Below are 12,669 nucleotides of genomic sequence, written 5' to 3'. Positions count from 1 at the left end.
AGACCGTCTGGAGGCCCGTGGTGCGTCCGCCGGTCCGCCCGCGTGATCAGCGCAGGTCGCGCACCCAGGCCTCGATCGCGTCCGAGATCTGCTGGCGGGCATCAGCACGGCTGATGGTCGCCGTGCGGTCGCCCGGCTGGTCGCCGTAGGCACCGAAGTCAGCGTGGTTCGAGCCCTGGATCTCGGTCATGGTGGCGGTCGACGGCAGCTTGTCCCGCGCGGCGTCGACCTTGGCCGGGGTCGACAGGCCGTCACGCGAACCGGAGACGCTCAGCACGTCGATGTAGGAGCGGCTGATGTCGTTCGCGCAGTAGCTGCCGAGCAGCAGCAGGCCGTCGGCGTCCTGGGCGAGCTGGCACGCGCGGACCCCACCCAGGGAGTGCCCGCCGACCCCCCAGCGGGTGACCGAGGGGGCGTGGGCCTCGAACGTGGCGAGCGGCCGGGTGTCGAAGAACGCGAGGTTCAGCGTCGGCTTCGTGATGACCACCGTCGTGCCGTTGGCGACCACCTGCCGGAACGTGGCCATGTAGGCGTACGGATCGACCTTCGCGCCGGGGATGAAGACGATCCCGACCCCGTCGGCCTGGCCGGTCGGGGTCATCACCACCGAGTCACCGGCGTCCCGGACCGCGATTCGGTCGTCGCGCCAGACCTGCAGGGCGGCGCTGCGGGTGCCCTGCATGACGATGTGCGCCCAGACGAGGAACACCACCGCGATCAGCACGACGACGGCGACGATCCAGGTGGTCCAGCGCAGCGCTCGGTTCATGTGGCCACCGTACGGCGCATCCGGACGGCGGCGTTCGTTTCGTGAGCAGGAATGGTCGGGTGCGACGTGCACACCCGACCATTCCTGCTCACGATGTCGCCCGCAACGGGCGACCGAGACGCGCTACTTGATGGCGGCGCGGATCTCGGCGGCTGCTGCGCCGACGTCCGAGGCGCTGTAGATCGCGCTGCCGGCGACGGCGATGCGGGCGCCGGCCTCCTGCACCGAGGCGACCGAGGACGCGTTCACGCCGCCCGCGATCGAGAACGGGACGCCCGAGTCCTTACCGGCGTCGAGCAGGGTCGAGAACGTGAAGCCCTCTTCCGCCTGCTCGTCGAGCCCGGCGTGGACCTCGACGAACTCGGCGCCGAGCGCGACGACCTCACGGGCACGGGCGGCCTTGTCGGAGACGCCGATCAGGTCGACGACGATGCCCTTGCCGTGCTTCTTGGCGGCTTTGACGGCGCCGACGATCGTCGAGTCGCCGGCGACACCGAGGACGGTGACCAGGTCGGCACCGGCCGAGAAGGCGATGTCGGCCTCGAGCTCACCGGCGTCCATGGTCTTGAGGTCGGCGAACACGATCTTGTCGGGGTGTGCTTCCTTGATCGCGGTGACGGCGGACAGGCCGGCGCTCTTGATCAGGGGCGTGCCGAGCTCGAGGACGTCGACGTGCGGCGCGGCCGCGGCGGCGAGCTCGAGGGCGGCTTCGGTGGTCAGGGTGTCCATGGCGAACTGGAGCTGCATGGGTGTGCCTTTCATTCGAGGTTGGCGTGACGGGGCCAGAGGTCGTCGGCGGACTGCCCGCCTCGGGTCCACAGGGCGTGGAACACGGCGTCGCCCACCAGGGCGACCGCCTGTTCGAAGAGGCCACCGGCGTACTGGGCCGAGGCGGTGCCGGAGCGGTCGGTCTTCGTCGCGGCGGGCAGCACGATCGTGACGTCCGCCAGCTCGGAGAGCGGGGAGTCGTCGGTGGTCGAGAGCGCCACGACGGATGCGCCGACCTCGTGCGCGGTGCGCGCGGCCTGCACGATGCCGGTGGTCGTACCGGAGCCGCTCGCGACGAGGAGCAGGTCACCCGGACGGATGGCCGGGGTGGTGACCTCGCCGACGACGTGGGCGTCGAGCCCCAGGTGCATGAGGCGCATCGCGGTCATGCGGAGGGCGAGGCCGGAGCGACCGGCGCCGTGGACGAACACCCGGTCGGCGCCCTCGATCAGGTCGAGTGCGCGCTGGGCCGGGGCGTCGTCGAGGCGGGCTGCCAGGTCGCCGACCTCGCGGACGACCAGGTCGAGCGCTGCGGAGACGGTGGTTGCTGCCATGCCCTCGATCCTTCCGTCGCGCGTCCCGGTCCGCCGCTACCCGCCCCGGCAGGGGTCCCATCCCATCGGGTGGGCCCGTTCGCTCGGGTGGGACGGGTACGGTCGCGTCCATGGACGCATCGGTCGACACCCTGGAGGCCCGGGGCGGCTCCGCCATCCGGCTCGCGGCCGCCGAGCACGCCCGCACGGTCGCCGAGCAGGCGGACCGGCACGCGCTGACCCTCGAGTCCGTCCTCGCCGTGCTCCGGTCCTCGCGGGTCACCGACGCGGCTGCCCGGGCGGAGGCCGTCGAGATCGCCTCGGCCGCCCTCGTCGACCTGCGCACCGTGACCGATCAGCAGCGGAGCACCCTGCTCGAACCCGTCACCGGCGCGTTCTCGCGGTTGCGCGCCGACCTGCGACCGCTCGTGCGCTTCGGGGACCTCGACGTGCAGTTCGTCGAGCCGCCGGCCACCGGCCGCGCGCTCCCGGGTGACGTCGCCCACGCGGCCCGGGCGATCGTGCGGACCGCGGTGCTCGCCCTGGTCGACGACGGTGCGGCGAAGCGGGTGCGAATCCAGTGGGACTGCGACGGCCGGAACCTGCTCATGCAGCTCCGGGACGACGGCTCCGGCACGCTCGACGTGCAGGACGACGCCATGCGGCCGATCGCGGAGCGGGTCGTCACGCTCGACGGGCGGGTGCAGGTCGCGAGCACCCCGGGGTGGGGATCGGTGCTCGACATCTCGCTCCCGCTCGACCCGCGGCCGACCGAGGTGGACGCGGTCGACGACGGCGACCTGACCCCGCGGGAGCGCGACGTCCTGCGGCTCGTGGCGACCGGTGTCGGCAACCGGGAGATCGCCGAGGGACTCGGCATCAGCGTCAACACGGTGAAGTACCACGTGGCGAACCTGCTCCGGAAGCACGGCGCCCGCACCCGGGCCGAGCTCGCGGCGTTCAGCTCCCGGGCGTGAACCGACGGGACCGCGACGAAGCGTCCCGACGAGACCGCGACAACGGGTACCGACGGTCGAGCGCGGGCTCGACGACGGTCGCCATCAGGAACTGCGAGAGCAGCCGCCCACCCGCCCAGTAGATGGGGATGACGAAGATCGCGGCCCCCGGCCAGATACGCGAACCGATCAGTGCCAGGGTGCCGAGCGTCACGACGATGCCGACACCGGAGTACAGGTACTGCCAGCCGCGCGAAGCAGCGTCGCGCTGCGCCTGCTCCCGCTCGGCGCGCTCGTCGAGACCGCGCACCCCGGGGTCGAGCGACGCCGGCTCCTCGGTGGCGAACAGGTCGCGCACGGGGACCTCGAGGGCCGTGGCCACCGCGGACAGCGACTCGAGGCTCGCGTCGTTGCCGCTCTCCATCCGTTGCACCGTCCGCACGGCGATGCCGCTCGTCTCGGCCAGTCGTTCCTGGGTCCAGCCCCGCAGTCGTCGGAGTTCACCGATCCGCATCTCGTTCATGTCCTGAACAGTAGGGAACCGCGGAACGGCGCACCACGACAGGGACCCGCCACCGACACGACAGCTTCCCGCCGGTCCCCCGACAGCGGCGCTCGCCTACGCTCCGGGGGCGAAGCGGTAGCCCATTCCGGACTCCGTCACCAGGTACCGCGGGTGCGCGGGGTCGGGCTCGAGCTTCCGCCGCAGCTGGGCCATGTAGAGGCGCAGGTACCCGGAGTCGTTGCCGTGCGTCGGCCCCCAGACCTCGGTCAACAGCATCTCGCGGGTCATCAGCCGGTCGGGGTTCGTGACCAGGACCTCGAGCAGGCGCCACTCGGTGGGCGTCAGGCGGATCGCCGGACCCTCGGCCGGAGTGACCTGCTTCGCGACGAGGTCCACGAGCAGCGGTCCGATCGCGATCGTCGGGGTCTCCTCCGACGCCACCACCCGCCGCCGTCCGAGTGCCCGCAGCCGGGCGAGGAGCTCGTCCATCTGGAACGGCTTCGTCACGTAGTCGTCGGCACCGGCGTCGAGCGCGTCGACCTTGTCGGACGAGTCGGTCCTACCGGAGAGCACGAGGACCGGCACCTGCGACCAAGCCCGGACGCCCTCGAGCACCCCGATGCCGTCGAGCCGGGGCATGCCGAGGTCGAGCAGCACCAGGTCGGGGCGCTCGGTGATGACGGCGTCGATCGCCTCGCGCCCGTCCCGAGCCGTGACGACGTCGTACCCGCGCGCCGAGAGCGTCACCGACAGCGCGCGGACGAGCTGCGCGTCGTCGTCAGCGATCAGGACCTTCATCGGATCTCCACTCCCACGTGCCCGGCGATCGGCAGCCGCACCACGACGGTGAGCCCACCGCCCGGGGTGTCGTCGACCTCGATCGTGCCGCCCATGCCCTCGGTGAACCCGCGCGCCAGGGCCAGCCCGAGCCCGAGGCCGGTCTCGTTGTCGGTGTCACCGAGCCGCTGGAACGGCTGGAACACCTCGTCGCGGCGGTCCTCGGGGATGCCGGGGCCGTGGTCGGCGACGCGGAGCTCGACACCGCCGGCGAACGCGCTCGCGGCGACCCGGACGTGGGTGCCGTCCGGGGCGTACCGGGCGGCGTTGGCGAGCAGGTTCACGACGACGCGCTGCAGCAGGACCGGGTCGGCGAGCACCGGCGGCAGGTCCGCGGGCAGGTCGAGGTCGACGTCGTCCGGGCCGAGCTCCAGCTCGTCGAGGGCGGGCGCGACCACCGTCTCGAGCGCGATCGCCGCCGGGGTGACCGCGAGGACACCGGCCTGGACACGACTGACGTCCAACAGGTCTGCCAACAGCACCGCCAGCTGACCGAGGCTCTCGTCGGCGGTCGCGAGCAGCGCCTCCCGGTCGGCCCGTGACAGGTCGATGTCGGGCGCACGCAGCGTCTGCACGGCGGCGGAGGCCGCGGCGATGGGTCGGCGCACGTCGTGGCCGACGGCCGCGAGCAGTGCGCTGCGGACCCGGTCGGCGGCGGCGATGCGCTCGGCGCCGACGGCGGTGCGTGTCAGCTCGCGGTGCTCGACGGCGGCGTCGAGCTGCTGCTCGACGACCCGCAGCAGTCGGCGCTGGGTCGGGTCGTCGGGCGCACCGGCGAACTCGAGCACGGCACCGGACGCCAGCGTCGTCGACGCGTCCGGCGTCGCACCGAACTCGCCGGAGGTCGCCGGCACCTCGTCACCCTGGCGGATCCGGACGCCGGCGAAGCCGAACGCCTCTCGTGTGCGGTCGAGCAGTGCCTGCAGGGCGTCGTCGCCGCGGAGCACGCTGCCGGCGATGCCCATCAGGAGCCCGGACTCGGCCGAGGCCCGACGGGCAGCGCGCGACCGCCGCGCGGACCGGTCGACCACGAAGCTGACCAGCACCGCACTGATCACGTACATGACCAGGGCGAACAGGTGCCACGGCTGCTGGACGGTGACCATGTAGAGGGGTTGCACGAAGAAGTAGTCGAGGCTCAGTCCGGACAGCACGGCCGTGAACACCGCCGGCCACATCCCGCCCACGAGCGCCACGACGAGGACGAGCAGCTGGTACGCCAGCACGTCCACCGTGATGGCGTCCGGATCGCTGCCGATCGACAGCACCCACGTGAGCAGCGGCCCGACCAGGACCGACAGCACGAAGGCGGCGACCACCCGGCCACGCGACAGGCTGCCGCCGAGCTTCGGCAGGGTGATCCCGCCGCCGGCGCGCTCGTGCGTGACGACGTGCACGTCGATGTCGCCGGACTCGCGGATCACGGTGTTGCCGATCCCCGGACCGGTCATGGCGGCCGCGAGCCGGCTGCGGCGACTGACCCCGATCACGATCTGGGTGGCGTCGATCGACCGCGCGAACCGCACCAGTGTGCTCGGCACGTCGTCGCCGACGACCTGGTGGTACGTGCCACCGAGCTGCTCGAGCAGGGTCCGCTGCTTGCCGAGCGCACCGGGGTGCCGGACGCGCAGGCCGTCGTTCGTCGTCACGTGGACGGCGGCGAGCTCGCCGCCGGCACTGCGGGCGGCGATGCGGGCGCCGCGGCGCAGCAGGGTCTCGCCCTCGGGCCCGCCGGTCAGGGCGACGAGCACGCGCTCCCGGGTCTCCCACCGGTGCTCGATGCCGTGCTCGGCGCGGTAGGCCTTGAGCGCGTCGTCGACCTCGTCGGCGAGCCAGAGCAGGGCGATCTCGCGCAGTGCGGTGAGGTTGCCGAGGCGGAAGTAGTTCGACAGCGCGGCGTCGATCCGGGCCGCTGGGTAGACGAGCCCGTCGGAGAGCCGCTCGCGCAGCGCTGCCGGGGCCAGGTCGACGACCTCGATCTGGTCGGCCGCGCGCACCACGGCGTCGGGGACGGTCTCGCGCTGCACGGTGCCGGTGATCTCGCGGACCACGTCACCGAGGGACTGCATGTGCTGCACGTTGACGGTCGAGATGACGTCGATGCCGGCGTCCCGCAGCGCTTCGACGTCCTGCCAGCGCTTCTCGTTCGGGCTCCCCGGGGCGTTCGTGTGCGCGAGTTCGTCGACCAGCGCGACCTCGGGCGCCCGGGCGATGACGGCGTCGAGGTCGAGGTCGTCGAGGTCGACACCCCGGTGCGAGACGGTGCGCCGTGGCACGACCTCGAGCCCGTCCACCAGTGCCGCGGTGGCGGCGCGCTCGTGCGTCTCGACGACGGCGACGACCACGTCGCGACCCTCGTCGAGCAGCCGACGCCCCTCTTCGAGCATCGTGTAGGTCTTGCCGACACCGGGCGCCGCACCGAGCAGGACCCGCAGCTTCCCGCGCTTCACGTGCTCATCCTCTCGCGTGCGGGGGTCGGCGCGGGGGCTGCGCACAACCAAAGTGACCTCGCGCCGCGCGATTCCGCGGTTCCGCGCGACTTCGGTTGTGCGCAGCGCACTCGCGCCGGGTCACCCACGCTCAGGACGCCTTCGCCAGCGCCAGGTTCAGCGCGAGCACGTTCACCACGGGCTCACCGAGGAACCCGAGCTGCCGCGACTCGGTGTGCGACGCCACCAGCTGCCGCACGGTGTCCGCTGACAGGCCTCGCGCTGAGGCCACCCGCGCGACCTGCTGCGACGCGTACGCCGGGCTGATGTCCGGGTCGAGCCCCGAACCGGACGCGGTCACGGCGTCGGCGGGCACCTGCGCGGCGGAGACCCCGTCGGCCTTCGCCAGCGCCGCACGACGCTCATCGACGGCCTTGAGCAGGTCGGCGTTGTTCGGCCCGAGGTTCGAGCCGGAGGACGCCCCCGCGTCGTAGCCGTCCCCGGCGGCGGACGGCCGCGACTGGAACCAGCGGTCGGCCTGCTTGCCGGTGAACGACTGCCCGATCAACGAGGAACCGACGACCGTGCCGGACGAGTCCGTGACCATCGAACCGTTGGCCTGGTCGTGGAACGCTGCCTGGCCGACGCCCCAGACGGCGAGCGGGTAGCCGACGCCCAGGACGACGGTGGCGACGAGGGTGAGGCGGATGGCCACACCGGCGGAACGGAAGGTGGAACGTGCAGATGCCATGACTAGAACCCCGGGATGAGACCGACGACGAGGTCGATCAGTTTGATGCCGATGAAGGGGACGACCACGCCGCCCAGCCCGTAGACGAGCAGGTTGCGGCCGAGGATCGACGACGCTGCGGCCGCGCGGTACTTGACGCCACGCAGGGACAGCGGGATGAGCGCCACGATGACGAGCGCGTTGAAGACGACAGCCGACAGGATCGCGGACGACGGGCTGTGCAGCCCCATGACGTTGAGCGCCGCGAGCCCGGGGAACGCCGCCTGGAACATCGCCGGGATGATCGCGAAGTACTTCGCGACGTCGTTGGCGATGGAGAAGGTGGTCAGCGCACCGCGGGTGATGAGCAGCTGCTTGCCGATGCGGACGACGTCGATGAGCTTGGTCGGGTCGGAGTCGAGGTCGACCATGTTGCCCGCCTCCTTCGCCGCCGTCGTGCCGGTGTTCATCGCGACGCCGACGTCCGCCTGGGCCAGGGCCGGGGCGTCGTTGGTGCCGTCACCGGTCATGGCGACGAGGTTGCCGCCCTCCTGCTCGCGCTTGATGTACGCGAGCTTGTCCTCCGGGGTGGCCTCGGCGAGGAAGTCGTCGACGCCGGCCTCGTGGGCGATGGCGGCCGCGGTGCGCGGGTTGTCCCCGGTGATCATCACCGTGCGGATGCCCATCGACCGGAGCTCGGCGAACCGCGACGCCATGCCGTCCTTCACGACGTCCTTCAGGTGCACGACGCCGAGCAGTGTGACCGCGCCGGCGGAGGAGCGACGGCCGACGACGAGCGGGGTGCCACCCTGGTCGGAGATCTCCGCGACGGTCGCGTCGATGGCCGACACGACGCCGGCTTCGGTGGTGTCCGCCCAGGCGAGCACTGCCGCAGCGGCACCCTTCCGGATCTGCGACCCGTCCGGCAGGTCGAGACCGGACATGCGCGTCTGCGCCGTGAACGGCACCTCGACAGCGCCGTCCGGCAGGCCGACGGCGGCGCCGTCCTCGCGCGCCAGGTCGACGATCGAGCGCCCCTCAGGGGTCGAGTCCGCAGCACTCGACAGGGCTGCCGCTTCCATCAGCGAAGCCTCGCTCACGCCCGGCACCGGCACCACCCGGGATGCCCGACGGTTGCCGTAGGTGATCGTGCCGGTCTTGTCGAGCAGCAGCGTCGTGATGTCACCGGCGGCCTCGACCGCGCGGCCCGACATCGCCAGCACGTTGTGCTGCACGAGCCGGTCCATGCCGGCGATGCCGATCGCGGAGAGCAGGGCTCCGATGGTGGTCGGGATGAGGCAGACGAGCAGGGCGATGAGCACCGGCACGCTGACCGTCGCACCGACGAGCCCCGCGATGGGCTGCATCGTCAGGCAGACGATCACGAAGACGATCGACAACGAGGCGAGCAGGATGTTCAGCGCGATCTCGTTCGGCGTCTTCTGCCGTGCCGCACCCTCGACCAGGCGGATCATCCGGTCGATGAAGGTCTCGCCCGGCGTCGAGGTGATGCGCACCACGATCCGGTCCGACAGCACCCGGGTGCCGCCGGTGACGGCACTGCGGTCACCACCGGACTCGCGGATGACCGGTGCGGACTCACCCGTGACGGCCGACTCGTCGACCGACGCGATGCCGTCGATGACGTCACCGTCGCCGGGGATGACCTCGCCGGCGACGACCACGACCACGTCGCCCTTGGCCAGGTCGACGGACGCGACCTCCTCGGTCTCGTTGCCGGTTGCTGCCGCGTCGGTCGTCGCGTACCCGAGCACCCGGCGGGCGCTCGTGGTCGATCGGGTCTTCCGCAGGGTGTCGGCCTGCGCCTTGCCACGGCCCTCGGCCACCGACTCCGCCAGGTTGGCGAAGACGACGGTGAGCCAGAGCCACACGGCGATCGCGATGGTGAACGCGGACGGCTCGACGACGGCAGCCGCCGTCGTCAGCGCTGCGCCGACCTCGACGATGAACATGACGGGGTTCCGCCACATGAGTCGCGGGTCGAGTTTCCGCAGGGCGCCCGGGAGGCCCGCCACCAGTTGGCGGGGTCCGAATGCGGACGAGCGGGTGGCCGGTTCCACGGCGGTGCGCGGTTCCGACTCCGTGGTCACGGGGGTGGTCATGACAGTCCTTCTGCGAGCGGACCCAGTGCGAGCACCGGGAAGTAGGTGAGTGCGGTGACGATGACGGCGACGCCGCCGAGCAGCCCGATGAACAGCGGGCGGTGGGTGGGCAGCGTGCCGGCGGTCTCCGGCACCCGGTCCTGCGCGGCGAGGGACCCAGCGAGCGCCAGGACGAACACCATCGGCACGAAGCGGCCGAGCAGCATCACGACGCCGAGCGAGGAGTTCATCCACGTGGTGTTCGCGGTGAGCCCGCCGAAGGCCGAGCCGTTGTTGTTCGCACCCGAGGTGAAGGCGTAGAGCAGCTCGGTCAGCCCGTGGTTGCCGGGGTTGAAGATCGACGTCCCGAGCACCTGCTCGCGGACCCCGGGGATCACGAGCGAGAGCCCGGTGGCCAGGAGCACGAGCGTCGGCGTGACGAGGATGTACAGCGCCGCGAAGGTCATCTCCTTGGCGCCGATCTTCTTGCCGAGGTACTCCGGGGTGCGACCGACGAGCAGGCCGCCGATGAACACCGTGATGACGGCGAGCACGAGCATGCCGTACAGGCCGGATCCGACGCCGCCGGGGGTGACCTCGCCGAGCATCATGTTGACGAGCGCCATCATCCCGCCGATCGGGGTGTAGCTGTCGTGCATCGCGTTGACGGCACCGGTGGACGTCGAGGTGGTCGCGGTCGAGAAGAGCGTCGAACCGAGGATGCCGAAGCGGCTCTCCTTGCCCTCCATCGCGGCCCCGGCAGCGTGTGTGGCGACACCGCCGCCGCCGAGCTCGGCGATCGACATGACCGACAGCGACACGAGGAAGATCGCGCCCATCACGGCGAGGATCGCGTACCCCTGGCGGTCGTCGCCGACCAGCCGCCCGAACGTGCGCGGGAGCGAGAACGGGATGACGAGCATCAGGAAGATCTCGACGAGGTTCGTCCACGCCTGCGGGTTCTCGAACGGGTGCGCCGAGTTGGCGTTGAAGTAGCCGCCACCGTTCGTGCCGAGCTCCTTGATCGCCTCCTGCGAGGCGACGAACCCGTCCGGGATGTGCTGCGTGCCGCCGATGAGCGTGGTGACGTCGGTGCCGCTCCCCCACGACTGGACGACCCCGCCGGCGACGAGGACGATCGCGAAGACGAACGCCCCGGGCAGCAGCAGTCGGCCGAGACCGCGGACGATGTCCACCCACACGTTGCCGAGCGTGCCCGACTTGCGACGGGCGAACCCGCGCACCAGGGCCACGGCGACCGAGAGACCGACGGCCGCGGACAGGAAGTTCTGCACCGCCAGGCCGGCCATCTGCACCGTGTAGCCGAGGGTGGCCTCGGGCGAGTAGGACTGCCAGTTCGTGTTCGCGACGAACGACGCCGCGGTGTTGAACGCGAGCGAGGGTCCGACGGCGGGCAGCCCGAGGTCGCCGGGCAGGACGACCTGGATGCGCTGCAGCAGGTAGACGAGCAGGAGCCCGGCGACGCTGAAGAGCAGCACGCCGCGCAGGTACACGGGCCACGACTGCTCGGCGTCCGGGTCGACCCCGATCAGCCGGTAGACCCCGCGCTCGACCCGGTTGTGGCGGACGGGCGTGAAGACCTTCGCCATCCAGTCACCGAGCGGGCGGTACGCGACGACGAGCAGCAGGACGAGCGTGGCGACCTGGGCGATGCCCGCCCAGACGTCCGCGGCGCCCACTAGAAACGCTCCGGACGCACGAGCGCCCAGACGAGGTACACGACAGCGGCGATGCCGAGGACGGCGGCCACGATGGTGATGCCGATCACAGCCGTTCCACCCCCTTGGCGATCAGTGCCACCACGCCGAACACGGCGAGGACACCGGCGACGACGAACACGTCGAACACGAGGGACTCCAGAAGATCTGCGGTGTCCGCGCCGGGTGACGCGGACCGGCACCACTTGTGGTGCCGAACCGATGCTGGATCCTGCGCCGCGCCTCCAGGCCGCTCCTAACGGATCCCTGACGCCGCCCTGGCGGACGCATGCACGCTCCTAACGCGCGTGACCGAGGTGGCTCAGTCGGCCGCGGTCGCGAGTCGGGTCGACAGGGCACGAACGGCTCGGCGCAGCGCGTCCGGCCCCTCGACCCGGATCGGCACGGCCAGCCCGGCGATGACTCCGGCGAGGCCGTCCCACGACCACGATCCGAGGGTGACGCGGGCCCGGTCGTCCTCGAGCTGCTCGACCACGGCGTCCTCGGGCAGGTACGGCGCGATCCGCCGCGCATCGTCCGCGGTCATCGACACCGACCCGGTGCACGGCCACACGTCGTCGACCGCCGACCCCTTGAACCGCGCGGACACGAACGCGGCCGCATCGCCACCGGGGATCGGTCGCGGCGTGAAGGGGACGCGGGTGCGCATCCGGGGCGCGATCCGGTCGATGCGGTGCGTGCGCCAGTCGTCGCGGGCGGCATCCCAGTCGAGCAGGTACCAGCGACCGTTCCGGGCGACGACGGCGTGCGGTTCCACCCGGTGCGGGGTCTCGTCGTCGCCGTACCCGAAGCGGAAGACCTCGTGCAGGTGGACGGCCTCGCTCACCGCCACCAGGACCTCCGGGTCGGTGGTGGTCCGGCTCGTCGCGGTCACGGCCTGCACCGCGTCGACCCGGGACCGCAGTCGCGCGGGCATCACCTGCCGGACGGTCGCCAGGGCGCGGGCCGCCGGCTCGGCGACGTCCGCCCCCGATGCCGGTGCCACGGCGAGCGCCAGGGCGATCGCCACCGCCTGGTCGTCGTCGAAGAGCAGCGGGGGCAGGTCGGAGCCGGCCTCGAGCCGGTAGCCGCCGGCCGGTCCGCGGAGCGCCTCGACCCGGTACCCGAGCCCACGGAGCCGATCGACGTCGCGGCGGACCGTACGGGGACTGACCTCGAGCCGCCCGGCCAGCTCGTCCCCCGGCCAATCGCGGTGCACCTGGAGCAGGGAGAGCAGCGCGAGCATCCGTGCGGAGGGTCCGGCCATGGCGTCCATCTTCGCCCGAGAAGCGGACATGATCTGACCGCATTGCCCGAGATCC

At 71.9% G+C, this 12,669-nt stretch carries 12 protein-coding genes; 1 reads left to right on the top strand and 11 read right to left on the bottom strand.

Going from position 1 to position 12,669, the window contains the following annotated elements:
* Positions 1-46: 46 nt before the first annotated feature.
* The 3 genes from QRN49_RS07880 to hxlB all read right to left on the bottom strand — a co-directional run bounded on the left by QRN49_RS07880 (position 47) and on the right by hxlB (position 2,091).
* On the bottom strand, positions 47-769 hold the full coding sequence (locus tag QRN49_RS07880) for an alpha/beta hydrolase (protein ID WP_111023339.1): 723 nt from the start codon (positions 767-769) through the stop codon (positions 47-49).
* A 123-nt stretch (positions 770-892) separates the two neighbouring features.
* Positions 893-1,516: a 3-hexulose-6-phosphate synthase gene (gene hxlA / locus QRN49_RS07875; protein WP_071406215.1), complete on the bottom strand. Its 624-nt coding sequence runs from the start codon at positions 1,514-1,516 to the stop codon at positions 893-895.
* An 11-nt stretch (positions 1,517-1,527) separates the two neighbouring features.
* Complete coding sequence (gene hxlB, locus QRN49_RS07870) at positions 1,528-2,091, bottom strand: 6-phospho-3-hexuloisomerase (RefSeq protein WP_071406216.1); 564 nt, start codon at positions 2,089-2,091, stop codon at positions 1,528-1,530.
* Positions 2,092-2,201: 110 nt separating this feature from the next.
* On the opposite strand from hxlB, the gene QRN49_RS07865 reads away from it, so the two are divergent.
* Positions 2,202-3,047 carry a helix-turn-helix transcriptional regulator gene (locus QRN49_RS07865; protein WP_017887946.1) on the top strand — a complete coding sequence of 282 codons (846 nt, stop codon included), beginning with the start codon at positions 2,202-2,204 and terminating at the stop codon, positions 3,045-3,047.
* On the opposite strand, the gene QRN49_RS07860 is transcribed toward QRN49_RS07865, so the two are convergent.
* The 8 genes from QRN49_RS07860 to QRN49_RS07825 form a co-directional block, all read right to left on the bottom strand.
* On the bottom strand, positions 3,031-3,549 hold the full coding sequence (locus tag QRN49_RS07860; RefSeq protein WP_027466794.1) for a helix-turn-helix domain-containing protein: 519 nt from the start codon (positions 3,547-3,549) through the stop codon (positions 3,031-3,033). The two genes, QRN49_RS07865 and QRN49_RS07860, sit on opposite strands and share 17 nt — an antisense overlap.
* 96 nt (positions 3,550-3,645) lie before the next feature.
* Positions 3,646-4,329, bottom strand: a complete 684-nt coding sequence (locus QRN49_RS07855; RefSeq protein ID WP_027466795.1) for a response regulator — start codon at positions 4,327-4,329, stop codon at positions 3,646-3,648.
* The gene (locus QRN49_RS07850) at positions 4,326-6,818 is read right to left on the bottom strand and encodes an ATP-binding protein (protein WP_284755048.1); all 2,493 of its coding nucleotides are present in this window, start codon (positions 6,816-6,818) and stop codon (positions 4,326-4,328) included. Before QRN49_RS07850 ends, QRN49_RS07855 begins: the two co-directional genes overlap by 4 nt.
* Before the next feature lie 130 nt (positions 6,819-6,948).
* Positions 6,949-7,548: a K(+)-transporting ATPase subunit C gene (kdpC, locus tag QRN49_RS07845; RefSeq protein WP_284755046.1), complete on the bottom strand. Its 600-nt coding sequence runs from the start codon at positions 7,546-7,548 to the stop codon at positions 6,949-6,951.
* A 2-nt stretch (positions 7,549-7,550) separates the two neighbouring features.
* Positions 7,551-9,650 (bottom strand): potassium-transporting ATPase subunit KdpB, encoded by a 2,100-nt coding sequence (gene kdpB / locus QRN49_RS07840; protein WP_284755044.1) that lies wholly within the window; start codon positions 9,648-9,650, stop codon positions 7,551-7,553.
* Positions 9,647-11,329 carry a potassium-transporting ATPase subunit KdpA gene (gene kdpA / locus QRN49_RS07835; RefSeq protein WP_284755042.1) on the bottom strand — a complete coding sequence of 561 codons (1,683 nt, stop codon included), beginning with the start codon at positions 11,327-11,329 and terminating at the stop codon, positions 9,647-9,649. Before kdpA ends, kdpB begins: the two co-directional genes overlap by 4 nt.
* Entirely contained in the window at positions 11,329-11,418 is a 90-nt protein-coding gene (locus tag QRN49_RS07830) for a potassium-transporting ATPase subunit F (protein WP_284755040.1), read from the bottom strand. Before QRN49_RS07830 ends, kdpA begins: the two co-directional genes overlap by 1 nt.
* Before the next feature lie 251 nt (positions 11,419-11,669).
* Complete coding sequence (locus tag QRN49_RS07825; protein WP_502868996.1) at positions 11,670-12,614, bottom strand: helix-turn-helix transcriptional regulator; 945 nt, start codon at positions 12,612-12,614, stop codon at positions 11,670-11,672.
* Between the last annotated feature and the right edge of the window lie 55 nt (positions 12,615-12,669).

The organism is Curtobacterium sp. ME-Dv--P-122a, from assembly GCF_030209645.1.
GTDB classification, from domain to species: domain Bacteria; phylum Actinomycetota; class Actinomycetes; order Actinomycetales; family Microbacteriaceae; genus Curtobacterium; species Curtobacterium flaccumfaciens.
Note: the sequence above shows the minus strand (reverse complement) of the source record. Positions and strands in the feature narration are given on the sequence as shown.